24 protein-coding genes are annotated in these 21,635 nt (G+C 63.0%); 14 read left to right on the plus strand and 10 right to left on the minus strand.

The window, feature by feature from the left end:
- Nucleotides 1-9: 9 nt before the first annotated feature.
- The 8 genes from QQL28_RS01135 to QQL28_RS01170 all read right to left on the minus strand — a co-directional run bounded on the left by QQL28_RS01135 (nucleotide 10) and on the right by QQL28_RS01170 (nucleotide 7,227).
- The gene (locus QQL28_RS01135) at nucleotides 10-1,404 is read right to left on the minus strand and encodes an acetyl-CoA carboxylase biotin carboxylase subunit (RefSeq protein ID WP_284260235.1); all 1,395 of its coding nucleotides are present in this window, start codon (nucleotides 1,402-1,404) and stop codon (nucleotides 10-12) included.
- A gap of 16 nt (nucleotides 1,405-1,420) precedes the next feature.
- Complete coding sequence (locus tag QQL28_RS01140; RefSeq protein WP_284260236.1) at nucleotides 1,421-1,663, minus strand: acetyl-CoA carboxylase; 243 nt, start codon at nucleotides 1,661-1,663, stop codon at nucleotides 1,421-1,423.
- Nucleotides 1,664-1,706: 43 nt separating this feature from the next.
- The gene (locus QQL28_RS01145) at nucleotides 1,707-2,435 is read right to left on the minus strand and encodes a LamB/YcsF family protein (protein WP_284260237.1); all 729 of its coding nucleotides are present in this window, start codon (nucleotides 2,433-2,435) and stop codon (nucleotides 1,707-1,709) included.
- Between the two features lie 88 nt (nucleotides 2,436-2,523).
- Nucleotides 2,524-3,711: an ABC transporter substrate-binding protein gene (locus QQL28_RS01150; RefSeq protein WP_284260238.1), complete on the minus strand. Its 1,188-nt coding sequence runs from the start codon at nucleotides 3,709-3,711 to the stop codon at nucleotides 2,524-2,526.
- A gap of 29 nt (nucleotides 3,712-3,740) precedes the next feature.
- A complete protein-coding gene (locus QQL28_RS01155) occupies nucleotides 3,741-4,814 on the minus strand; it encodes a branched-chain amino acid ABC transporter permease (protein ID WP_284260239.1) in 1,074 nt (357 codons plus the stop codon).
- 4 nt (nucleotides 4,815-4,818) lie between these two features.
- Nucleotides 4,819-5,733 (minus strand): branched-chain amino acid ABC transporter permease, encoded by a 915-nt coding sequence (locus tag QQL28_RS01160; protein ID WP_284260240.1) that lies wholly within the window; start codon nucleotides 5,731-5,733, stop codon nucleotides 4,819-4,821.
- A gap of 1 nt (nucleotide 5,734) precedes the next feature.
- Nucleotides 5,735-6,457, minus strand: coding sequence for an ABC transporter ATP-binding protein (locus QQL28_RS01165; protein WP_284260241.1), 723 nt, complete (start codon nucleotides 6,455-6,457; stop codon nucleotides 5,735-5,737).
- Complete coding sequence (locus tag QQL28_RS01170) at nucleotides 6,454-7,227, minus strand: ABC transporter ATP-binding protein (RefSeq protein ID WP_284260242.1); 774 nt, start codon at nucleotides 7,225-7,227, stop codon at nucleotides 6,454-6,456. The genes QQL28_RS01165 and QQL28_RS01170 overlap by 4 nt, the downstream gene beginning before the upstream one ends.
- A gap of 101 nt (nucleotides 7,228-7,328) precedes the next feature.
- Here QQL28_RS01170 and QQL28_RS01175 point away from each other — a divergent pair, with 101 nt between their 5' ends.
- Complete coding sequence (locus QQL28_RS01175) at nucleotides 7,329-8,249, plus strand: LysR substrate-binding domain-containing protein (RefSeq protein WP_284260243.1); 921 nt, start codon at nucleotides 7,329-7,331, stop codon at nucleotides 8,247-8,249.
- Nucleotides 8,250-8,294: 45 nt separating this feature from the next.
- Here the strand turns inward: QQL28_RS01175 and QQL28_RS01180 are convergent, their stop codons facing one another.
- Nucleotides 8,295-9,524: an aspartate transaminase gene (locus QQL28_RS01180; RefSeq protein WP_284260244.1), complete on the minus strand. Its 1,230-nt coding sequence runs from the start codon at nucleotides 9,522-9,524 to the stop codon at nucleotides 8,295-8,297.
- A 162-nt stretch (nucleotides 9,525-9,686) separates the two neighbouring features.
- Between QQL28_RS01180 and nac the strand changes: the two genes are divergently transcribed.
- The 13 genes from nac (at nucleotide 9,687) to QQL28_RS01245 (ending at nucleotide 20,065) form a co-directional block, all read left to right on the plus strand.
- Nucleotides 9,687-10,583 carry a nitrogen assimilation transcriptional regulator NAC gene (gene nac, locus QQL28_RS01185; RefSeq protein ID WP_284260245.1) on the plus strand — a complete coding sequence of 299 codons (897 nt, stop codon included), beginning with the start codon at nucleotides 9,687-9,689 and terminating at the stop codon, nucleotides 10,581-10,583.
- 146 nt (nucleotides 10,584-10,729) lie between these two features.
- Entirely contained in the window at nucleotides 10,730-11,149 is a 420-nt protein-coding gene (locus QQL28_RS01190; RefSeq protein WP_284260246.1) for an acetyl-CoA carboxylase biotin carboxyl carrier protein, read from the plus strand.
- Between the two features lie 8 nt (nucleotides 11,150-11,157).
- Nucleotides 11,158-12,513, plus strand: coding sequence for an acetyl-CoA carboxylase biotin carboxylase subunit (accC, locus tag QQL28_RS01195; RefSeq protein ID WP_284260247.1), 1,356 nt, complete (start codon nucleotides 11,158-11,160; stop codon nucleotides 12,511-12,513).
- Nucleotides 12,510-13,169, plus strand: coding sequence for a 5-oxoprolinase subunit PxpB (gene pxpB, locus QQL28_RS01200; protein WP_284260248.1), 660 nt, complete (start codon nucleotides 12,510-12,512; stop codon nucleotides 13,167-13,169). Before accC ends, pxpB begins: the two co-directional genes overlap by 4 nt.
- On the plus strand, nucleotides 13,166-14,149 hold the full coding sequence (locus QQL28_RS01205) for a 5-oxoprolinase subunit C family protein (RefSeq protein ID WP_284260249.1): 984 nt from the start codon (nucleotides 13,166-13,168) through the stop codon (nucleotides 14,147-14,149). The genes pxpB and QQL28_RS01205 overlap by 4 nt, the downstream gene beginning before the upstream one ends.
- A complete protein-coding gene (locus tag QQL28_RS01210; RefSeq protein ID WP_284260250.1) occupies nucleotides 14,149-14,547 on the plus strand; it encodes an acetyl-CoA carboxylase biotin carboxyl carrier protein in 399 nt (132 codons plus the stop codon). Before QQL28_RS01205 ends, QQL28_RS01210 begins: the two co-directional genes overlap by 1 nt.
- A 2-nt stretch (nucleotides 14,548-14,549) precedes the next feature.
- Complete coding sequence (locus QQL28_RS01215) at nucleotides 14,550-15,320, plus strand: LamB/YcsF family protein (protein ID WP_284260251.1); 771 nt, start codon at nucleotides 14,550-14,552, stop codon at nucleotides 15,318-15,320.
- Between the two features lie 107 nt (nucleotides 15,321-15,427).
- Nucleotides 15,428-16,192, plus strand: a complete 765-nt coding sequence (locus QQL28_RS01220) for an SDR family oxidoreductase (protein ID WP_284260252.1) — start codon at nucleotides 15,428-15,430, stop codon at nucleotides 16,190-16,192.
- 9 nt (nucleotides 16,193-16,201) lie between these two features.
- The gene (locus QQL28_RS01225; protein WP_284260253.1) at nucleotides 16,202-16,903 is read left to right on the plus strand and encodes an amino acid ABC transporter permease; all 702 of its coding nucleotides are present in this window, start codon (nucleotides 16,202-16,204) and stop codon (nucleotides 16,901-16,903) included.
- Between the two features lie 3 nt (nucleotides 16,904-16,906).
- Entirely contained in the window at nucleotides 16,907-17,680 is a 774-nt protein-coding gene (locus QQL28_RS01230) for an amino acid ABC transporter permease (protein ID WP_284260254.1), read from the plus strand.
- Complete coding sequence (locus QQL28_RS01235; protein ID WP_284260255.1) at nucleotides 17,677-18,414, plus strand: amino acid ABC transporter ATP-binding protein; 738 nt, start codon at nucleotides 17,677-17,679, stop codon at nucleotides 18,412-18,414. The genes QQL28_RS01230 and QQL28_RS01235 overlap by 4 nt, the downstream gene beginning before the upstream one ends.
- 32 nt (nucleotides 18,415-18,446) lie before the next feature.
- Complete coding sequence (locus tag QQL28_RS01240; RefSeq protein ID WP_284260256.1) at nucleotides 18,447-19,292, plus strand: ABC transporter substrate-binding protein; 846 nt, start codon at nucleotides 18,447-18,449, stop codon at nucleotides 19,290-19,292.
- Between the two features lie 101 nt (nucleotides 19,293-19,393).
- Nucleotides 19,394-20,065 carry a 4-carboxy-4-hydroxy-2-oxoadipate aldolase/oxaloacetate decarboxylase gene (locus QQL28_RS01245; RefSeq protein WP_284260257.1) on the plus strand — a complete coding sequence of 224 codons (672 nt, stop codon included), beginning with the start codon at nucleotides 19,394-19,396 and terminating at the stop codon, nucleotides 20,063-20,065.
- Nucleotides 20,066-20,268: 203 nt separating this feature from the next.
- On the opposite strand, the gene QQL28_RS01250 is transcribed toward QQL28_RS01245, so the two are convergent.
- Entirely contained in the window at nucleotides 20,269-21,600 is a 1,332-nt protein-coding gene (locus QQL28_RS01250) for a lysine N(6)-hydroxylase/L-ornithine N(5)-oxygenase family protein (protein WP_284260546.1), read from the minus strand.
- Nucleotides 21,601-21,635: the final 35 nt, after the last annotated feature.

The following is a 21,635-nucleotide window of genomic DNA, read 5'->3' on the forward strand; positions in this document are numbered from 1 at the left end:
CTCTCGCGATCATGGAGCAACCTTTGCGGTAGGTAACGGCGCCGCAAGCGTCGCGGCGTGGGATTCCAGCCATGGCTCGAGCCAGGCGGTATGAAAGCGTCCGGCCTGCACGTCGGCGTCGCGCACGAGTGCCTGATGCAGCGGCTTCGTCGTCGCGAGGCCCTCGACGTTGAGGTCGGCAAGCGCGCGGTCGAGCTTTCGGATCGCGCCCGGCCGGTCCTTGTCGTGCACGATCAGCTTGCCGAGCAGACTGTCGTAGAAGGGCGGCACCGCGTAGCCTTGATAGAGCATGCTGTCGAAGCGCACGCCGTCGCCGCCGGGCACGCTGAGCGCGCTGACGATCCCCGGATTCGGCTGGAAATTCCTGGCTGGATCCTCGGCATTGATGCGCACTTCGATCGAATGGCCGCTCACGCGCACCTCGTCCTGGCGAACGCGCAGGCGCTCGCCACCGGCGATCCGGATCATCTCGCGCACGAGGTCGATGCCGGTAATCATCTCGGTTACGGGATGCTCGACCTGGATGCGGGTATTCATCTCAAGGAAATAGAATTCGTGCGTCTTGTCGTCGTAGAGATATTCGAGCGTTCCGGCGCCGCGATAGTTGACCGCCTTGGCCAGCGCGACAGCAGAGACACAAAGTTTTTCGCGGATGGCTGGAGCCAGCGAAGGCGAGGGGGCTTCTTCCCAGACCTTCTGGCGGCGACGCTGCAACGAGCATTCGCGCTCGAAGCAATGGATGACGTCGTGTCCGTCGCCGAGCACCTGTACCTCGATGTGCCTTGCGCCTTCGATCAGCTTCTCGACATAGAGCCCGCCATCCCCGAAGGCGGCGAGCGCCTCAGCCTGTGCCTGCGGCATCAAATGATGAAACTCGTCCGCCGAATGCGCGATCCGGATGCCGCGTCCGCCTCCGCCGGCCGCCGCCTTGATCATCACGGGGAAGCCGGTCTTGTCGACCAGCGCGAAGGCGGCCTCTGCCGACTCCAGGCGACCTTGACTGCCGGGGACGGTCGGAACGCCAGCGGAAGCAGCTGCCCCGCGCGCGGCGACCTTGTCGCCCATCAGCCGGATCGATTGCGCGGTCGGGCCGACGAAGATCAACCCCGCCGCCTCGACGGCCGCCGCGAACTCGGCATTCTCGGCCAGGAAGCCGTAGCCGGGATGAATGGCGTCCGCGCCGGTGCTCCTGGCTGCATCGAGGATGACGGCCTGGTTGAGATAGGATTTGGACGCCTGGGGCGGTCCGATCTCGATCGACTCGTCGGCGAGCCTGACGGCGAGCGAGTCCTTGTCGGCCTTGCTGTAGACCTGGACGGTCGCAATGCCGAGTTCGCGCGCTGCGCGGATGATGCGCACCGCGATCTCGCCGCGATTGGCTATGAGGAGCTTCTTGATCGCCATGGAGATGCGGTCAGCCTCAAATGTCGATTTCGGCGATCGGTTGGCCGGCCATCACGGGCTCCTCGTTCTCGGCGAGGAAACGCAGGATCTTGCCCGCGGCGCCGGCCTTCACCTCGTTGAACGACTTCATCACCTCGATCAGCCCGATCGTGTCGCTGTCGGCGACCACGTCACCGTCGTTCTTGTAGACGGGCTTGTCGGGCGCCGGCTTGCGATAGAAGATGCCCGGGAGCGGCGAGAAGATCTGCTGGGTTGCCATGGGTTCCTCGTGACGTGACTGCTTTGATTGCTGGCGCGCCCATTCAGCGCGCGGTGAGATAGGGGCGGACTGCCTCGCGAACGGCCTCTGCGATCGCGACGGCGTTGGGCGTGTCCGAATGGATGCAGATCGAATCGGCGCCGACGGTGATGTCGTTTCCGGCTACCGTCCGCGTCTTGCCTTCGCTCACGGCGCGCGTGCACCGTGAGGCGGCATCGACGGGGTCCTTGGCTTCGTGCTCGCGGGTGATGATGAGGCTGCCGTCCGCGTTGTAATCGAGGTCGGCATAATATTCGGCGACGAAGGTGTGGCCGCGCCGCTCATAGACCTCTTGATGCAGCGTTCCCTTCATGCCGAGCAGGGGCACCTTGTAGACGTCGGCCGCATCGGCCACCGCTTCGGCGATGTCTTCGTTGCGCGAGGCCATGCCATAGAGCGCGCCGTGCGGCTTGATGTGGTTGAGCACCATGCCCTCGGCGTCGAGGAACGCCTTGAGCGCGCCGATCTGGTAGAGGAGGCAGTTGGCCAGCTCCTCGCGGCTGATCTTCATCTCCCTGCGCCCGAAACCCTGCAAGTCGGGGAGCGAGGGGTGCGCGCCGACCTTGACGCCGAACTCCTTGGCGAGCTGCACCGTCTTGCGCATGTGATTGAAGTCGGAGGCATGAAAGCCGCAAGCGACGTTGGCGACGTCGATATGGGGCATCAGTGCCTTGTCGTCGCCCATCTTGTAGAGGCCGTACGCCTCGCCCATGTCGCAGTTGATCACGACCATCTCTCCATTTCCTCCCAACGACTTTGCAGACGAAGAAGCAAGGCCGCCCGGGGTGCTCCTGGCGTACCCCGGACGGTGCATTACCGGCTTACTTGGACACCAGATAGTCGACCGGAATCTTCTCCGAGATCGTCCACTGATCGACCACCTTCGGCTTGCCGGCCTCGGTGTCGACGATCAGGTAGCGGCCCTGGTTCTGGTGGTGGATGTCCTTGGTGAAGGTGCGCGGCCCGAACAGCGTGGATTCGTTGTTCATCTTCTCGAGCTCGGCTACGACCGCCGCCGCATCGGTCGACTTGGCGCGTTCGACCGCCTTGGCCCAGACGTCGATCAGGACGTAGCCCGGATAAACATACTGGCTCGACGGATCGCCGCCGGTGACGTCCTTGTACTTCTTGTTGAACTCATTGACCTTCGGATTGGGATCGTCGCCATAGACCGAGCCCTGCACGGGGACGTAGAAGTTCGAGAGGTCGGGCACGGCGTTCAGCCAGTAGCTGCCGTCGACGCCCGAGCCGTTCAGGATCATCGACTTGATGCCGGCGGCGCGGATCTGCTTGATGGCGGAAACGGCGCCCGGCATCATCGTGCAGAGCATGATGGCGTCGGGTTCCTTCGGCAGGCTCTTGATGCGCGTGATCTGCGAGGCGATCGAGGCGTCATCGTTCTTGAAAGTGTCGCTGCCGACGAGCTTGGCCTCCTTCAGGTGCGGCATCTGCCAGTCGAAGCCGTCGCAGATGCCCTTGTTGTAGACGGTCCAGCTATCGAGCAGCCGGTAGAAGTTGCGCGCATTCTTCTTGTTGTAGGCCCATTCCGCCATGGTCGCGCCTTGCACGGCCGCCAGCACCGAGGCCGAGAACGAGAAGGGGCCGACGCCGGGAATGCCGGCCTTGATCGACTCCGCGCACAGGAAGAAGGAGACTTTGCCGGCCGCTTGCGCCTGGAGCGCCGCGGGTGCGCCGAAGTCGTAGTCGCAGGAGACGATGACGAGGTCGGCGCCCTGGTCGAGCACCGCAAGACCGGCTTTGGCGCCTTCGGCCTGGTCGGTCTTGGTGTCGGCGAAGACGGGCTTGATCTTCTTGCCGAGCAGGCCGCCGGCCTTGTTGATCTCGTCGATCCGGATCAGGGCCGCATCCTGCGCCGGCTTGTCATAGGCCTGCATGAATCCGGATGCCGCGGTCGCGAAGCCGACGACGATCTCGTCGGCCGCCTGGGCGGGCGTGAACCAGAGCGCGGACGCTCCGGCCAGAATGCCAAGTACTGTCTTCAAACGCATGAGCCACTCCTCCAATTGAGCAAACGACGTCAGTTCAGTTCCTTCAGCGCCGTCTGGACGGTTCGCGCCAGACGTCGCTGCAACGGCCATCCGCGCCAGGAGAATTCCTGGTTGCGGGTCAGTCCCGTGGGCAAGTACATCAGGATGATGATGGTGATGATGCCGATCGCGATCTCCTGGACGCCGTTCGGCAATGCGACGGTGTGGCCGCCGAGGCTGACGCCCTTCTCGAGATTGCGGAACAGCTCGATCAGCAGCGACATCACGACCACGCCCGAGACAGCTCCGCTGAGACTGGACATGCCGCCGACCACCAGCATCGACAGCGTGACGAAGGTCGTCCGCAGATAGAACGCGCCGGGATTGACGATGCTCAGGAAGTGGGCGTAAAGCGCGCCGGCGAGCCCGATGATGAAGGCGCTGACGACGAAGGCGATCAGCCGCTCGCGGACGATGTCGATGCCGGACGCGCTCGCCGCGACCGCCTCGTCGCGCGTGGCGCGAAGTGCAAGCCCTGAGCGCGAGATCGAATAGAGATAGGCGATCGCGATAGAGATCGCCGCGCCCAGCCACCCGATCCAGACATTCATGGTCGGCGGAATGCCGACGATCGAACCTTGTCCACCCGTCACGGAGTCCCAGTTCGAATAGACGTTGTTGACGACGCCGAGCAGGCCGAAAGTCGCGATCGAGGCGGCTATGCCCGACAGGCGCATGATGACGCGTCCGATGATCAGCGCGAACAGCGCCGCGAACACGCCCGAGATCGGGGTCGCCACCCACATGGGCAGTTGGGTATGCAGCAGCCAAGCCGGCAGTCCCTTGAGCGTGATCGACTTCATCACCGGCGGGATGGCAAGCCAGGCGGTCATGTAGGCGCCAAGGCACATGAAGCTGATATGGCCGAACGACAGCAGGCCGGAATTGCCGACGAAGACATAGAGGCCGACCACGACCATGATGTTGATGAACATCTCGACCGCGGTGCGATTGAAGGCCCGGCTGCCGAATTGATAGGCGAGGGCGGCCATGATCAGCAACGCCACGATCAGGATGATCGGGGTCACGATCGTCTGCCGGATGACGGATGGCCGCGTCGACATTCGATCAGACTCTCTGCTTGGCGGATTTCGGTGCGAACAGACCCTGCGGCCGCACCAGGAGCACGACGATGACGGCGCCGTAGACGAAGGCGTCGCGGAACACGCGGGCGTCGTGCGGCAACGTCGCCTGGAACACGACACTCGCAGCGCCGATCAGGAATCCGGCCGCAACGGCGCCGGGGATGCTGCCGAGGCCGCCGATCACGGTTGCGATGAAGGCGATCAGCATCACGTTGGCGCCCATGCTGATGTCGGCGGTGCCGGAGTTGGTCGCCAGGATCAGGCCGATCGACGCGGCCAGCATGCCGCTGATCGCGAAGGCGAGCAGAATCACGCCATTGGCGCGGACCCCGAGCATGCGGGCCATAGTGAAATTCTCAGCCGCCGCGCGCATTTCGAGGCCATAGCGCGTGCGCTTGAGGAACAGCACCAGCACGGTCAGCACGACCAGCGTGATGATGATGGTCACGACTTGGAGCATCGGGATGTGGGCGCCGAGGAGTTCGACCGGCAGGCCGAGGCTCGGCCACAGCGTGATCGATTTCGGTCGGCTCGAATACAGCATCAAGAGGAGATGCCGGATGACGAAGCCGAGCGCGAAGGACGCGATCATCATCGTCGCCGGATTGGTGTTGCGGAAGCGGCGGAAGACCACGATCTCGGACAGGATCGAGAGCACTGCGCCGATCAGGAGCAGGAGCGGGATCAGTAGATAGAACGGCAGTTGGCCGGCAAACACGATCGCCGCCGCGTCGACCGAGGGCCACAGCATCGCGAACACGCAAAAGGCGATGAAATCGCCGTGGGCGAAATTGACGAGCCGCATGACGCCGAAGATCAGGGCGATGCCGAGCGCGCCGAGGGCATAAAGGCTGCCGAGACTCAGCGCGTCGAAGACGATTTGCAGGATCTCCCTCATCTCAGTGATCTCCGAAGCCGAAATAGGCGTGCTTCAGGCGATCGTCTTTGACCATCTCAGTGGCTGCCCCTTCCAGAACGATGCGACCGCCGCGGATCAGGACCATCCGTCCACCGGTCATCATGGCGCGCGTCGAGCTTTGCTCGACGATCAGGAGCGTGAGCTTGCGCTGTGTCCGCAGTCGCACCAGGATCTCGTAAACCTGGTCGATGATCTTGGGCGCGAGGCCGAGCGACGGCTCGTCGATCGCCATGATGCGCGGCGCGGCCATCAGGGCGCGGCCGATCACCAGCATCTGCTGCTGGCCGCCGGAGAGCATGCCAGCCGGAGTGTGGCGGCGCTCGGCCAGCATCGGAAATTCCTCGTAGATGGACTCGAGATCATCCGCGATCTTCTTGCGGTCGATCCGCATGCCGGTACCGACCTTCAGATTCTCCTCGATCGTCAGCCCGCCGAAGACGTTGCGTCCCTCGGGCACCAACGAAAATCCGCGCCGCGCGATGTCTTCGGGCGAGTTGCCCGTAACCTTGGCGCCGTCGATCATGATGGAGCCCGAGCCCACCAGCACGACGCCCGCAATGGCATTGAGCAGGGTTGACTTGCCGGCACCGTTTGGGCCGGTGACAAACAAAACCTCGCCCTCGTCGATCGTCAGTGTGACGCCGCGAAGGGCCGTCAAGCGTCCATAGCTGACCGTGATATCGTCGACGGAGAGCAGTGTCATGATGCGACCGCCTCTTCGACCGCAATCGGCGGGATCAACTCGTCGCGTTGCGTGCCCATATAGGCGTGCCTCACCGCGTCGCTGTCGCGGATCTCTGCGGGTGTGCCGACTTCGATGATCTCGCCGGAGTCGAGGACGAAGATGCGCTCGCAGAGCCTGAGAACGAGGCCGATATTGTGCTCGATGAGAAGCACGCCGACATTGAGCTCACCCGCGATGCGCCGGATGATCGCGGCGAGATCGTGGCTTTCATGTTCGGACATGCCCGCCGCCGGCTCGTCGAGCAGCAGATAGCGCGGCGTGCACATGATGGCGCGGCCGATCGCGACACGACGCTCGTCGGTATAGGGCAGGGCACCCGCGATGGTGTTGGCCAGGTGTGAAATGCCGAGCCAGGCCATCACGCGCTCGGCCTCCGTGATCGCGTCACGTCGGGTCTGGCCGAGACCGACGCCGGTCACCTCCAGGTTGTCCATCACCGGGAGGTCGCGGAAAAGTCGGCCCGACTGGAAGGTCCGCGCCAAACCTTTGCGTCGCAGCTTGTGCGCCGCAATGCCGCTGAGCGGCTCGCCTTCCAGCTCGACGGCACCGGTGCCGACCGGCTGGAAGCCTGTCAGCACATTAATTAGGGTGGTCTTGCCGGCGCCATTGGGGCCAATCAGTCCGGTGATGCGTCCCCGCGGTACGGCCAGCGTGACGCCGGACAACGCTTTCAAGCCTTCGAATTGGACGCTGATATCGCGAGCGACCAACTCCAAGCCACCGGACATCATCTCAGCGCCTTCTTACCCGGGAACCAATGGATTGATTTTTCCGTCCCACCGGGTGATTGTAAAATTCGAAATATCGTTCGCTGATATCGGAAATTTTGATGTCTCTGACGTTCCGTCAGGTTCGGCATTTCATCGCCACGGCCGAAACCGGACGCGTTTCGGCGGCCGCAGCCGCTCTCAACGTGACGCAGTCGGCGGTTACGGCCTCGATCAAGGCGCTGGAAGCCGAGCTGGGCCGGAAGCTGTTCGACCGCCACTCGAACGGCGTGACGCTGACCTTCGACGGACAGGAGTTTTTGCAACGCGCCCGCGCGATCGAGGCGAGCGTGTCAGATGCGATGCGCGGCCCCCATCGCTGGGGAACGCAGGTCGACGGCACAGTCGACGTGGCCGTCAGCTATACTGTCGCCGGATATTTCTTGCCGCCGCTGTTGTCCCGCTTCTGGCGTTCCTTTCCAGGTATAACGGTACGCCTGCACGAATTTCAGCGCGATGCGATCGAGCAAAGTCTGATCAGCGGCAGCGTCGATGCGGCGGTCATGCTCGTCTCGAATCTGCATGACCGGCACTCCATTCGTTCGCGGCTGTTGCTGCGTTCGCCGCGTCGCTTGTGGACTTGTGCCAATCACCCGCTCCTTCGGAAAGATAGCATCAAGCTGGCAGATCTGGCGAGCGAACCCTATCTGATGTTGACCGTCGACGAAGCCGAACGTTCGGCAATGCGCTACTGGCAGCATACGACGCACGTTCCGAACGTTATCTTCCGTACCCTGTCAGTCGAAGCCGTTCGCAGCATGGTCGCGACCGGCATGGGAATCACCATCCTTTCGGACATGGTCTATCGTCCGTGGTCGCTCGAGGGACATCGTATCGATCTCAAGACGCTCGATGACGATGTCCACACCATGGATGTCGGACTTGCCTGGAAGAGCAAGGCAAAGCTTTCTGAGGCGGCTCGCGCGTTCTGCGAGTTCGTCGCTCATTCCTATCCCGGATCTGAGCCAGTCCAATTCGATTAGCGACCCACTTGGCCCTGCGTCTCGCATGAGACGCGCTGCCGCCTGTCAGATCAATTTCGCTAAGCCGCCTTTGAGTTTCGCGGTGGCGCGTGCCATGCGTTCAAGCCCCTCTCTCAGGGTTTCCAGAGAGGTTGCGATTGACAGCCTGAAGTAAGGGGAGAGGCCGTAAGCCGCGCCAGCCACCATGGCAACACCGGCGGTTTCGAGAAAGTAGAGGACTACGTCGTTGTCGTTCTCGAGCCGCTTGCCGTCCTCCGTGGTCCTGCCGATCAGGCCGGCGCAATTCACGAACAGGTAGAAAGCGCCATCGGGTGCCTGGCAGCTCAGACCGGGGATTGCGTTCAGGAGTGGCACGATAGCGTCGCGCCGTTGCTTGTAGATGGCGACGCTTTCAGCGATGAAGGACTGATCGCCGTTGAGCGCAGCGGTTGCCGCCGCCTGACTTACCGCGCAGCAGGTTCCTGCGGATTGCGACAGCAAGGTATCAAGCGCGCCGATCAGGGCCCGCGGGCCGGCAACCCAGCCGATGCGCCAGCCGGTCATGGCATAGGTCTTGGAGACGCCATTGATGGCGAGGGTACGATCGCGCAGCTCCGGGGCGGCATTAAGGAGATGTGGAGTGAGCTTGTTGTCGAAACGAATGTGCTCATAGATGTCATCAGTCATGACCATCACATGCGGATGCTTGACGAGCACGTCCGCGAGCGCTCGGTATTCGGCGGCGGTATAGCTGGCGCCGGTCGGATTGCTCGGCGAGTTGACCAGCAGCCAGCGCGTTTTTGGCGTGATGGCAGCTTCCAGCTGTTCAGGCGACAGCTTGAAACCATGATTCTCGCCGCAAGGGACCGTTACCGGCGTGCCGTCACAAGCCAACACCATATCCGGGTAGGACACCCAGTAAGGCGCCGGAATGATGACCTCGTCACCGTCATCGACGGTCGCTGCGAGCGCGCTGTAGATCGCGCTCTTGGCGCCATTGGTCACGATGATCTCGTCGACGCCGTAGCTCAGCCCGTTTTCGCGCTTGAGCTTGGCTGCGATCGCCTCCCGCAATTCCTGCGTTCCCCGCATCGAGGTGTAGCGGGTTGCCCCATGGTCCATCGCGTGTGCGGCCGCCTTGCGGATATGGGCCGGCGTGTCGAAATCTGGCTCGCCGACCACCAGGCTCACGATCTGCTTGCCCTGTCGCCGCAGCTCATTGGCCCGATCGGCAGCGACCGTGCTGGGTGACGGCTTGATGCGCCTGATGCGCCCTGCGAGGTTGTAGGAGTTCACGGCAGGCATCCCTTGATGTCGAGGCTGAAGTCGAAAGGTCTAGTCCTCTGCGGACGCCATGGCCAAGATAACTTCGATCTCCCACGATAAGAACCTCTTATAGCCGGCGCAGAAATCGACTAGACTCCGGTGTGCGATGGTCGACGGGACAGGAGGGACGACGTGAACTTGAGGCGCCTGCAATATTTCGTGAAGATTGTCGATATCGGCAGTCTGACGCAGGCCGCGGACATCCTTCACGTGGCGCAGCCCGCGCTCAGCCAGCAACTGGCGACGTTGGAAGGCGAGGTACGCCAGCAGCTGTTGTTGCGTACCAAACGTGGTGTGGTGCCAACCGAAGCCGGAAAGATTCTCTACCGGCATGCGCAGCTCATCTTGCGACAATGGGACCAGGCTAACGCCGATATGAAGGCGGCGGGGCAGGGCCTATCCGGCGCTGTGTCAGTCGGGCTCGCGCCGGGAACGGCTGCGGCGCGTCTGTCGCTGCCGCTTCTACGCACTGCGCGGGCGCGTCACCCCGGCATCCTGCTCTATCTCAACGAGACTTATGGCAGCACCCTGTCAGAGCTCGTGATGAATGGGCGGATGGATATTGCAGTGCTCTATGGCGGCCAGACCACCGTGCACGGATTGACGTTCCTTCCCCTGTTCAAGGAGCAACTGTATTTGGTGGGCCCGGACAGCATGGTCGCCTCTCCCAGCGAGGTGCCGTTACACACCATCGCCGATCTGGATCTCTACCTCCCGCGGCCCTACAACGTCGTGCGAAGAATGGTGAACGAGGCATTCTCCGGACTCGGGATGACGCCTCGCGTGGCGGCGGAAATCGAGTCGGCCGGAACGTTGTCGGACGTGATCGCCAGTGGTCTCGGCGCGACGATCCTGCCGGAATCCATGGCGCGTGAGGTCGCCCGTTCCTCCAACGCCTGGCTGTCTCGCATCATCGAGCCAACCATCGAGGCGCCTTTGGCGCTCTGCCAGTCGGATCATTTGCCGCTGTCGGAGCCCGCATCGGCAATCAAGGAAATCTTGCTGGAGCTCGTCGCGAGTCTGTCGTGATGCAAACCGCTCGCGTGGCACGGATGCGAAGCGCCGGGACATAAGCACCCCTTATCGGGTCAAATATATTCCGTCTTGGTGTGCGTCGGCATCCCACGCTAACCTTTGCTCATGTTTGATGCTCGTTTCTCGATCGGTGGGCGCTGATGGACCTGGCGCAGATCAAGGCGTTCATTGACGCGATGGCGTCGTCCGATCTTGCCGAACTCGAGGCGAGCAAGGACGGTTGGACGCTTCGATTGGTACGTCATGAGGGGCGAAGCCAACCCGCGTCCCGGGTTGCGGACCGATCGCCGTCTCGTCCGAACACGCCGACTGAAACGCTCCCGGCGGCGCCCGAAATATGCGCGCCGCTTTCCGGCATCGTCTATCTGCGCGCCGGACCGGATCTACCACCCTATGTCGAGGTCGGTCAGGCGATCACGGCCGGCATGGCGGTCTGCGTCATTGAAGCGATGAAAACGTTCATCGAGGTCCGCGCCGAACGGGACGGGGTCGTCGAAGCGATCCTCGTCAGTCCTGGAACCCTCGTCGAGGCAGGTCAGCCGCTGATGCGCACCGTCTGAAGGCACCCATGTTCGAGTCCGTTCTGATTGCAAACCGCGGTGAGATTGCGCTTCGCATCCAGCGGGCCTGTCGGAGCCTCGGCCTGCGCACCATCGTCGTCTATTCCGAGGCCGATCGCGATGCGCCCTATGTCGGACGCGCAGATGTCGCAGTCTGCATCGGTCCGGCCGCCGCGACACATAGCTATCTTGATCAGGCCGCCATCTTGCTTGCGGCCAAGGCGACGGGTGCTGAAGCCATTCACCCCGGGTATGGATTTCTGTCCGAGAACGCCTTGTTTGCCGAGCGCGTCAGCGAGGCCGGCCTGACCTTCATCGGTCCTTCCGCCGCCTGCATTCGGACCATGGGCGACAAGGTCGCCGCCAAGAAGGCGATGCGCGCGGCGGGCGTACCCTGCGTTCCCGGCCCCGACGCGGCCTTGCCGGATGATCCAGAGGCCGTTCGCCGCCTGGCTCGGGAGATCGGCTATCCCGTCATCGTCAAGGCCGCTGGCGGAGGTGGCGGGCGCGGGATGCGGATCGTTACAGAGGAAGCCGCGCTGCTCGATGCGCTCGCCGTCACCCGCGAGGAAGCGAAACGCGCGTTCGACAACGGCGAAGTCTACATTGAAAAATTCCTGACCCATCCCCGGCATGTCGAAATCCAGGTGCTCGCCGATGGGCACGGTCAGGCGCTTTGGCTCGGCAGCCGTGACTGCTCGCTCCAGCGCCGCCACCAGAAGGTCATCGAAGAGGCGCCCGCGCTGGGAATTGCAGATGAGCTCATTGCCGAGATCGGCGAACGCTGCGCGCGGGCCTGCCAGCAGATCGAGTACCAGGGGCTCGGTACCTTCGAATTCCTGTTCGAGGACGGCGCCTTCTACTTCATCGAAATGAACACGCGGCTGCAGGTCGAGCATCCCGTCACCGAGATGACGGCCGGGATCGACATCGTCCAGCAGCAGCTCCGCGTCGCGCGTGGAGAACGACTGGCGTTGACGCAAGCGGATATTCGGTGCCGCGGACATGCATTCGAGTGCCGGATCAATGCCGAGAACCCGGATAACTTCGCGCCGTCACCGGGCCGCATCACCGGCTGGGAGCTGCCGGGCGGCTACGGCGTGCGCGTCGACAGCCACGCCGGTGCCGGCTACACGGTCTCACCGCACTACGATTCCATGATCGCAAAGCTGATCGTCCATGGCGATGATCGTGCCGATGCGCTGGCGCGCCTGCGGCTCGCGCTCGATGAAATAAGCGTGTCGGGGATCTCCACCAATTTGCCGCTCCATCGCCGCATCGCCTCGGACCCGGCATTCAGCTCCGGGGCGCTCGACATTCACTATCTCGAACGGCGCCTGCGCGAGGGAGCACCTCGCGCATGAGCACCGATGAGCCCCGGATCAGTCTGCTTGGAACGAGCGCCTTGCTGTTCGACACACCCGGTCCGACGGAGCTCGACACGCAGCGACGGATCTGGGCGCTGGCCGAGGAGGTCGGGCAATGGCCTGAAATTCGCGAGGCCGTGCCGGGCATGAACAACGTCATGCTCAGCTTCAAGCGGCCGCCCAGCTCGCTTGGGTCGATCGAAGCGAGGCTATTATCGGCCTGGGCCAGCGCATCTACGCTCAAGCTGGAAGGCCGGCTGATCGAGTTACCGGTAATCTATGGCGGCGAGGGCGGGCCGCATGTCGCTGACGTTGTCGCACATACGGGATTGAGCCTCGACGACATCGCCGAAATCCATAGCGCGCCGATCTATCAAGTCTACGCGCTCGGAAGTCATCCCGGCTATTGCTATCTCGGCGGCATGGACCAGCGGATCGCTACGCCGCGCCGCAAGACCCCCACGCTGAGGATTCCGGGAGGCGCCGTCTCGATCGGTGGCGGTCAGACCGGCGTGTCCGCATCGCCCGGGCCGAGCGGCTGGAATACGATCGGCAGCACCGAGATGCGTTTCTTTGACCCGGCCAGCGACCCGCCGGCGCTGTTGCGTCCCGGTGACAGCATCCGCTTTCGCATCGCGGCGGTGATCCGATGATCGAGGTCATCTCCACCGGCGGACTTGCGACGATTCAGGATCTTGGCCGCAGGGGCGCGCTCAAATGGGGCGTCGGTACCTCGGGCGCCATGGACGACCTTGCAGTCGCGGCCGGCAACATCCTGCTCGGCAATCCCGACGATGCAGCGGCGATCGAGGTCCAGATTTTTCCGTTTCGGATCCGCTTCCAGGACGACACCACGTTCGCCGTCACAGGAGCTGATTGCGACGGGATGCTTGATGATCTGCCAGTCCTGCCATGGTGCGTGCATCGTGCCAGCGCCGGACAGGTGCTTCATCTCGGACTTCCCCGGCGCGACGGCTGGGCTGCGGGCCGCGCCTATCTTTGCGTTGCCGGCGGCGTCGATGTGCCATCGGTGCTGGGGTCGCGCAGCACGCAGTTGCGTGGCGAATTTGGTGGTCTCGAGGGACGAGCCCTCCGCGCAGGCGACAAGGTTGCGACCGGACCATTTCACGAGGCGGGTGCACGCGTGGGCTTCAATCCGCCCGCGCTCGCGATGCCGCTGATGGTAGATGGCCTGCCGGCCGTACGGGTGCTTCGCGCCGCCGAATACGAGGCCTATACGCCGCAGGCTCAGGCAAGTCTGTGGAACGAGCCATGGCGGATTTCCCCCCAAAGCGATCGCTACGGGTTTCGGCTCGAGGGCACCCCATTGATGCCGAAGGTGCCGCTCGAATTGCGCTCGCACGGGATCGTGCCGGGGGTAATCCAGGTGCCGCATGGCGGTCAGCCGATCGTGCAGATGCGCGATGCCCAACCGTCCGGCGGCTATCCCAAGATCGGAACCGTTATCGAGGCCGACTTGTGGCGCCTCGGGCAGACGCCGATTGGCAGCCGCATCCGCTTTGTCGAGGTGACCTGGGATGAGGCTGTCGCGGCCCAGGATGCGAACGACCGCTGGCTTGCCGAAGCGCGGCGCCTCGTCGGTCTTTTCCGTGCACGACGGGGAGGGCAGTGATGCCGTTCCAGCATGTTGACGAGCTCTCGTCGTGGCTTGCCGAAGCGGGCATTGACTACCTCGAACTGAGCGGGCCGGACCGCCAGCTACGGCTCGGGCGCGCCGTCGAGCCAGAGCTTCTGGTGAAGACGACAGACGGCGCGAACGCCGTCACCGTGAAGGCGCCGATGGTGGGGACCCTGCTGCACAGCCATCCGATGCGGCGGGTCCCGCTCGCGGCGTGCGGAAGCCTGGTTCGCGCCGGCCAGACGGTTGCACTGCTGCAAGTTGGCGCGATGCTGGTTCCGATCGACGCCCCCTGTGACGGGATTGTCGTCGAGCTGTTGGCAGAAGAGGGTGTACTGGTCGGGTTTGGCGCTGCGATCACCCGACTTTCCGACATAGCAACTGAGGCCTGACCATGGATATCGACCTCAATGCCGATCTTGCCGAGGGTTATGGACCCTGGCAGATGGGCGATGACACGGCGCTCCTGGACGTCCTGTCGTCGGCCAACCTGGCTTGCGGATTTCACGCGGGCGATCCGCTGATCATGCAGCGCACGGTCGATCTCGCCATGGCGCGTGGCGTCGACATCGGCGCCCATGTCGGCTTCCCCGATCGCCAGGGCTTTGGCCGCCGCGTCATGCAGATCGATATCACCGAGCTCGCCGCGATCGTGACCTACCAGCTTGGAGCGCTCGACGGCATCTGCCGCGCGCGCGGCGCGCGCATGACGCATATGAGCTTCCACGGCGCGCTCGGCAACATGGTTGCGGCTGATCATGCTCTGGCGGCCGCCCTGGTGCGCGCAGTTGCGACCTTCGATCCGAAACTGATCCTGCTCACCTCCGCAAGCCGCGCGATGGAAGCAGCCGCCAGCGATTGCGGCTTGCGCGCTGCAATAACCTTCCTGGCGGATCGCGCCTATGACGACGACGGCCTGCTGGTCTCGCGCAAGCTTGCTGGAGCGGTGATCCACGATCGTGCCCGCGTGCTTGAGCGGGTCAAGCGCATCCTCCGCCAGGGCGAAGTTGTGACCCATAGCGGCAACACGCTGGCGATGCGACCTTCGAGCATCCTGTTGCACGGCGATACCGACGGTGCCGTCGACCTGGCGAGAGCCATCCGCGAGGAAGTCGTGGCCAGCGGCGCCAGCATCGTGCCCATTTCGCGACAAGGATGCCGTTGAAATGGGCGTGCCCGGACATAAGGCAGCCTTATCGCGCCACAGATAATCCGTCTTAGCCGGGGTGGCGGCGAGGGGATAACGTAGTTCATCGAGATCGAGGACAGCCCATGCCGTTTTCCGACTATCGAAAGGCACTCGTCACCGGCGCCTCTTCCGGTATCGGCGCCGCTGTCGTCGAACGATTGCGCCGCGAGGGCTTGGAAGTACATGCGCTGGCGCGCAGCGCGAACGCGCTCGAAGAGCTGGCGCGACGGACCGGCTGCATCGCGCACGCGCTCGATGTGACGGATCTTGCTGGCGTAACGAAGCTTGCCAAAGAGGTCGAGTTCGACATTCTCGTCAACAATGCCGGCGTCGACCGGCCGAGGTCGTTTCTGAAGGCCGAGGCTGAGGACATCGACCTCATCATCGACGTGAACCTGCGCGCGGCCTTGCATCTCTGCCGCCTGATAGTGCCTGGCATGGCTGCGCGGGACCGTGGCCACGTCATCAACATCAGCTCGATTGCCGGCGCCTACAATTTTGGCGGCAATTCCTCCTACCACGCGACCAAGGCCGGCATCAGCATGCTGTCGAGCCAGCTCCGCATCGACGTGTTCGGCCGCCGGGTTCGCGTCACCGAGATCTGTCCCGGCCGCGTCGCCACCGACATCTTTGCCCATGTCCACGGCGCCTCGAAGGAAACCTACGAGCGCTTCATTGAAGGTTACGAGCTGCCCGAAGCGAAGGACATCGCGGACGCCATCGCGTTTGCGATTGCAGCGCCCATTGCGGTCAATGTCGGATACATGGAGATTACCCCGACGCTCCAGGTGCCCGGCGGACTGTCGACCGCGAAGGGTGCCGCGCCCTCCGCCGAGCCGAGCCGCTGAGTTCTCGCCATGAGCAGCCTCGACCTCTCAGCGATCCTGCTCAAGCCCGAATACAGCCGGATGCTGCTCGACGGCTTCGAGATGACGCTGGTGGTGGCGATCGGCTCCTGGCTGCTCGCGATGAGTCTCGGCATCCTGCTGCTCGTCATCCGGCTGGCGCCGAGCCGGATCGCGGACCGCGCGGTGGCTGCCTACATCTCCTATCATCAGAACGTGCCGACCCTCGTGCAGCTGATACTGTGGTACTTCGGCATCTCGAGCCTGCTTCCACTCGGGCTGCAGGACTGGATCAGCGTGCACAACGGTGAAGCGATCTTCGCCGTGATCGGGCTCGGCCTGTGTCAGGCAGCCTATTTCAGCGAGGATTTGCGCTCCGGCCTGCGGTCGGTTGCAGCCGGACAAATGGAGGCGGCCAAGGCGCTCGGGCATAGCTACGTCAGCGCGATGCGCTACGTGATGATGCCGCAGGCGGTTCGCAACGCGTTGCCGCCGCTCATCAACCATACGGTTTCCCTGTTCAAGAACAGCAGCCTTGCAGTCGCGATCGGTGTCACCGAACTGATGCATGCCGTGAAGGAAGTCGAAAATCAGAGCTTCCGCACCTTTGAAACCTATCTGATCGCAACGCTCGTCTATCTCGTCTGTTCACTGCTGCTGATGGCGGTTGGTGCCTGGCTGAGCCGTCGGTCGAGTCCGGTGGGAGCCACCTGACCCATGCTGATCAATATCTACCATATCATCGCGGACAACTGGCTGCTCCTGCTGATCGGCCAGTTTCCGAACGGTCCGCTCGGCGGCATCGCCGCGACGCTGCTGCTGTCGATCCTCGGTATCGGCCTCGCGTTCCCGCTCAGCATTCTCGTCGCGCTGGCACGCCTCTCTCCCTGGCCGGTGTTGAGCTGGCCCGCCACCGCGCTCGTCTATGTCATGCGCGGCGTGCCGCTCCTGATGATCATCTTCTGGGTCTATTTTCTGCTGCCGCTGCTGATCGGGCGGATCGTGCCCGGCTTCCTGGCGATGGTCTGCACGCTGGTCGTGTACGAGGCGGCGTTCCTGAGCGAGATCGTACGGGCCGGCATTCAAGCCCTGCCGAAGGGCCAGATGGACGCGGCGCGCGCGCTCGGCCACAGCCACCTCTCCGCCATGCGCTATATCATCTTGCCGCAAGCGCTCTACAACATGATCCCGAGCATTCTCAGCCAGTTCGTGTCCACGATCAAGGAAACGACGCTCGGTTACGTCATCAATGTTCCCGAGCTGACCTTCGCGGCCAGTCAGATCAACAACCAGCTTCTGACCCAGCCGTTCGAGGTCTTCTTCGTACTCGCCTCCATCTATTTCGCCGTCTGCTGGACGCTGACACAGCTCACCAACTGGCTGGAGCGCCGCATCGCGGCGAAGCGCGCGGGGCGTGGCGCCTCCGAACTGCTAGTGGTTGATGGCGTCGCAGTGATCAAGCCCGAGACCGTTCAGGAGGTCCGTCAATGATCAAGTTCTGCGACGTCAACAAATGGTATGGCGGCTATCAGGCGCTTGCCGATATCAACGCCGAGGTAAAGCGCGGCGAAGTCGTGGTCGTGTGCGGCCCGTCGGGCTCGGGCAAGTCGACCTTGATCCGGACCGTCAATCGGCTGGAGGAAATCCAGTCCGGCGAGCTCATGTTCGACGGCCAGAATGTCCACGCCAGGATGAGCGGAACGCAGCTCAATCGCCTGCGCAGCCACATCGGCTTCGTGTTCCAGAGCTTCAACCTGTTTCCGCATCTGTCCGCGCTCGACAATATCATGCTGTCGCCGATGAAGATCAAAGGTGTCGATCGCGCCAAGGCCCATGACAAGGCGATGCAGCTCCTGGATCGCGTCGGTCTGGCGTCGAAGGCGTCAGCGCATCCGGCGCAACTGTCCGGCGGTCAGCAGCAGCGCGTCGCGATCGCGCGGGCGCTTGCGATGGAGCCCCCGGCGATGCTCTTTGACGAGCCGACCAGCGCGCTCGATCCGGAAATGGTCGGCGAGGTTCTCGCGGTCATGCGCAGCCTCGCCAACGAAGGAATGACCATGATGTGCGTGACCCACGAGATGGGTTTCGCGCGCGAGGTGGCCGACCGCGTTTGGTTCATGGACGCCGGGCGCATCGTCGAGATAGCGACGCCGGACAAGTTCTTCGGCAATCCGGAGCATCCCCGCGCCAAGCGCTTCCTGTCGGATCTGCGCACGCGCCACTAGTTTCGTTCGTCGATTTGTTGGAGGAGGACCACATGCATTCGACTACTGCGTTACTGAAAGCCGCTCTCATCGTCGCGAGCTTTGCAGGAGCCAGCGTTGCGGCGCGAGCCGATCAGCTTCAGGACATCATGCAGCGCAAGGAGCTGCGCTGCGGGACGTTCGCCGACGTGCCGCCGTTTGCGGCACCGGATCCCAAGACGCGTGAGATGGTCGGGTTTGACGTGGATATGTGTGGTGCCATTGCCAAGCGGCTCGGCGTGACCGCCAAGATCACGCCGCTGTCAGTCGAGGCGCGGGTTCCCGAGGTCAAGCTCGGACACGTCGACATTGCGGTCGCTAACCTGGCCTACACGTTAAGCCGCGCCGAGCAGATCCAGTTCAGCGATCCCTATTACGTGGCCAAGGAAATGCTGGCGGTGCGGGCAAGCGATCCCGGCAAGACCAAGGACGACTTCAAGGGCAAGCGGATCGCGGCGACCAAGGGGTCTACCTCGGAGCTGTCGATCAAGCTGAATGGCTCCGAGCCGCTCGTGTTCCAGGACACCGGGTCCGTCTTCATGTCGGTCCAGCAGAACAAGGCGGCGGGAATGGTCGCCAACACCATGACCATCGTGAAGCTGGTCGCGGAATCGAAGAAGGGCGGCGTCGAGCTGAAGATGATCGATGACCCGATGCTGCTCCAACCGATAGGTGTCGGGATGAAGAAAGACGAGCCGGCGCTGCTTGCCAAGATCAATGAGACGCTCGTCGCGATGGACGGCGCCGGCGAGATCAATCAGCTCTGGAACAAGTGGCTAGGTCCGGACACCGAATATCGCCAGACCCGGACGGATAAGGTCGCTCCGCTCAGCCAGTTGAAGTTCACGCCGATACCGTGATGCGCCGAATGCGCTGCGAAGCCAAGCTGTACGGTCCGGATGGCGGTCCCCGCTATCCGGGCTGAACCAATATCCAACAACGAAACAACGGAAACGACACAATGGTTCACGTCATTCGCTCGTTCGAACGGCCCGATCCGGCCGCGGTCAAGGACATCTCGCAATATGCGCCGTCGACGCTGCATGAAGCGCAGGGGCGTACGGGTGCGCTGACCTCGCGCATCAAGCCGATCTATTCGGGGATGCGCGCCTGCGGGCCGGCACTGACCGTCAGCTGCCATCCGAGCGACAATCTCATGCTCATTACGGCGATCAGCCTTGCCCAACCCGGTGATGTGCTGGTGGTCAGTGCAGGAGATCATCCGGAGCAGGGAGGATTCGGCGAGGTGTTGACGACGGCCTGCATGGCGAAAGGCATCGTGGGTCTCGTAACCGATGCCGGTGTGCGCGACGGCCTGGCGATCCGCAAGCGTGGCTTCAACGTCTTCTGCTATGGCTTGTCCATGAAGGGCACAGTGAAGGAGACGCTCGGTACGATCAACCAGCCGATCGTGATCGGCGGCATTGCCGTCAATCCGGGCGACCTCGTCAGCGCAGACGACGATGGCGTGGTCGTCGTGCCCAGGAACAACATTGCGGCGGTCTCGAAGGCCTCTGCGGAGCGCGAGGCCAAGGAGGCGCGGATGATGGCGGCGCTGGAAGCGAAGGGGAATATCCTCGAACTGTCGGGAATGGACAAAGTGCTTGCCGCCAAGAATTGTACCTACGGCTGATTTGAAAGGGTTGGACTACGTTCCTACGGTTGTTGCTGCGACTGCGGTATCAAGCCGGCCGTGGTTGCTGCTCCGATGCGCGGAACGCGCCAGCTCAAAAGCAGGTCGAGCTCCGCCCCGGTGCTCAATCGCCAACCGTCAATACCACGGCCCAACATCAGAGAGTGAGCGATGAACATGGGTGGCGCCGTGCGCACGCGGTCTCACAGAGACACGGCTTGATTCGAGTGCTGCAGCTCGGAGCTCCAGCGCACGACGGGCTGCGGCAACTCCAGGTCGAAGTGATCCCTGCCGAGCAGGGCGTTGATGATGGTCGCGCTGCGCCATGCCATCAGACTGAGCTGCGAGTCGGCAATGCCATGGCTGTACCGACCCGCATTGAGCGCGAATATCCGATTCTGGCGCGGGCCGTCCCAAGCCGCCGAATAATCGTCGGCAAGAACCAAACGTTCGTTTCGATCGACAACAATGCGATCCTGCAGCGGCGCAATGGCATCCGGCAGCTTGAACTTGTAGCCCGTGGCCAGAACGAGAATGTCGGCGGGAACAATTTCGATGCCGCCGTCGAAGCCGTTGCGGATGATCAAGCGGAAGCGGTCGTGCTGCCGTTCAACCTGGATGACGTCACGGTTCGGCAGCAGCTCGATATCCGGACTGCGAGCCTCGAGATGACGTAGAGCATAGAGACGGCGATAGATCGCATTGATGGTCGAAAGCGACAGGCCGTCGCTGGTCAGAATGTGGCTACCAAAAGCTGCGAGCTTGCGCTCGTCGCTCAGCCGGCGGAATGCATCGACGTATTCCGGCGAGAAGACCTGGTTGGAAAACGGCGTATCGTTGATAGGCTCGAAATTGTGCCGGCGGCTGATCCATCTCAGGCTGCTTGGTAGCCGCTCGCGCGACAGCAGATATTGAACGATCTCGCCGCCGCTTTGGCCTCCCCCAATGACGGCGATCCGGCTGGTGGAGACGTCTGACAACCGTTCCATGGCGTCGGAGCAGTGAAAACAGACATCGTTCGGCAGGGTTGCGGCCCAAGCAGGTAGAGAGGGGCTTGTTCCGACGCCGAGAGCGATATTGCCCGTGCGATAGCGGCCTCCGGTCGTCGATACCACGAATTCATGCCCATCGTGCGAGATCTCCCGGACATCAGCCCCGAAGTGGAGATTGTCGAGATTTTCCGCGACCCATTCGAAATAGCGGGCGAATTCTCGGCGTGGGACAGCATCATATTGAGCGTTGAGGAACGTAAAGAGACGCTTGTGCGCAACAAGATATGCGACAAAAGACCATGGGCTCGTCGGATTGGTCGAGGTCACGAGATCTTTCAGGAAGGAGGATTGCAGCTCGACATCCGGCAGCATCATCCCGGGGTGCCAATCGAAGCGGGGGCGCCGTTCGAAAAACTTCGCCTGGAGTGTGGGCACGCTGTCGAGTTGTGCCGCCAGGCTGAGATTGAACGGGCCGATGCCGATCCCGGCGAGGTCGAGTGATCCGGTCGTGCCTGACGCAGGCGCATGATTCCTGAGGTTCATCGTCGGGGGTCCTTTGGCAAGTCGATGGTCGCGCT

This window comes from Bradyrhizobium iriomotense, from assembly GCF_030160715.1.
Classification (GTDB): domain Bacteria; phylum Pseudomonadota; class Alphaproteobacteria; order Rhizobiales; family Xanthobacteraceae; genus Bradyrhizobium; species Bradyrhizobium iriomotense.

What these genes read in the sequence shown, in the direction of transcription:
- QQL28_RS01135 (WP_284260235.1), bottom strand. Translation starts at nt 1,404, where the DNA reads ATGGCGATCAAGAAGCTCCTCATAGCCAATCGCGGCGAGATCGCGGTG.
- QQL28_RS01140 (WP_284260236.1), bottom strand. Translation starts at nt 1,663, where the DNA reads ATGGCAACCCAGCAGATCTTCTCGCCGCTCCCGGGCATCTTCTATCGC.
- QQL28_RS01145 (WP_284260237.1), bottom strand. Translation starts at nt 2,435, where the DNA reads ATGGTCGTGATCAACTGCGACATGGGCGAGGCGTACGGCCTCTACAAG.
- QQL28_RS01150 (WP_284260238.1), bottom strand. Translation starts at nt 3,711, where the DNA reads ATGCGTTTGAAGACAGTACTTGGCATTCTGGCCGGAGCGTCCGCGCTC.
- QQL28_RS01155 (WP_284260239.1), bottom strand. Translation starts at nt 4,814, where the DNA reads ATGTCGACGCGGCCATCCGTCATCCGGCAGACGATCGTGACCCCGATC.
- QQL28_RS01160 (WP_284260240.1), bottom strand. Translation starts at nt 5,733, where the DNA reads ATGAGGGAGATCCTGCAAATCGTCTTCGACGCGCTGAGTCTCGGCAGC.
- QQL28_RS01165 (WP_284260241.1), bottom strand. Translation starts at nt 6,457, where the DNA reads ATGACACTGCTCTCCGTCGACGATATCACGGTCAGCTATGGACGCTTG.
- QQL28_RS01170 (WP_284260242.1), bottom strand. Translation starts at nt 7,227, where the DNA reads ATGTCCGGTGGCTTGGAGTTGGTCGCTCGCGATATCAGCGTCCAATTC.
- QQL28_RS01175 (WP_284260243.1), top strand. Translation starts at nt 7,329, where the DNA reads ATGTCTCTGACGTTCCGTCAGGTTCGGCATTTCATCGCCACGGCCGAA.
- QQL28_RS01190 (WP_284260246.1), top strand. Translation starts at nt 10,730, where the DNA reads ATGGACCTGGCGCAGATCAAGGCGTTCATTGACGCGATGGCGTCGTCC.
- accC (WP_284260247.1), top strand. Translation starts at nt 11,158, where the DNA reads ATGTTCGAGTCCGTTCTGATTGCAAACCGCGGTGAGATTGCGCTTCGC.
- pxpB (WP_284260248.1), top strand. Translation starts at nt 12,510, where the DNA reads ATGAGCACCGATGAGCCCCGGATCAGTCTGCTTGGAACGAGCGCCTTG.
- QQL28_RS01205 (WP_284260249.1), top strand. Translation starts at nt 13,166, where the DNA reads ATGATCGAGGTCATCTCCACCGGCGGACTTGCGACGATTCAGGATCTT.
- QQL28_RS01210 (WP_284260250.1), top strand. Translation starts at nt 14,149, where the DNA reads ATGCCGTTCCAGCATGTTGACGAGCTCTCGTCGTGGCTTGCCGAAGCG.
- QQL28_RS01215 (WP_284260251.1), top strand. Translation starts at nt 14,550, where the DNA reads ATGGATATCGACCTCAATGCCGATCTTGCCGAGGGTTATGGACCCTGG.
- QQL28_RS01220 (WP_284260252.1), top strand. Translation starts at nt 15,428, where the DNA reads ATGCCGTTTTCCGACTATCGAAAGGCACTCGTCACCGGCGCCTCTTCC.
- QQL28_RS01225 (WP_284260253.1), top strand. Translation starts at nt 16,202, where the DNA reads ATGAGCAGCCTCGACCTCTCAGCGATCCTGCTCAAGCCCGAATACAGC.
- QQL28_RS01230 (WP_284260254.1), top strand. Translation starts at nt 16,907, where the DNA reads ATGCTGATCAATATCTACCATATCATCGCGGACAACTGGCTGCTCCTG.
- QQL28_RS01235 (WP_284260255.1), top strand. Translation starts at nt 17,677, where the DNA reads ATGATCAAGTTCTGCGACGTCAACAAATGGTATGGCGGCTATCAGGCG.
- QQL28_RS01240 (WP_284260256.1), top strand. Translation starts at nt 18,447, where the DNA reads ATGCATTCGACTACTGCGTTACTGAAAGCCGCTCTCATCGTCGCGAGC.
- QQL28_RS01245 (WP_284260257.1), top strand. Translation starts at nt 19,394, where the DNA reads ATGGTTCACGTCATTCGCTCGTTCGAACGGCCCGATCCGGCCGCGGTC.
- QQL28_RS01250 (WP_284260546.1), bottom strand. Translation starts at nt 21,600, where the DNA reads ATGAACCTCAGGAATCATGCGCCTGCGTCAGGCACGACCGGATCACTC.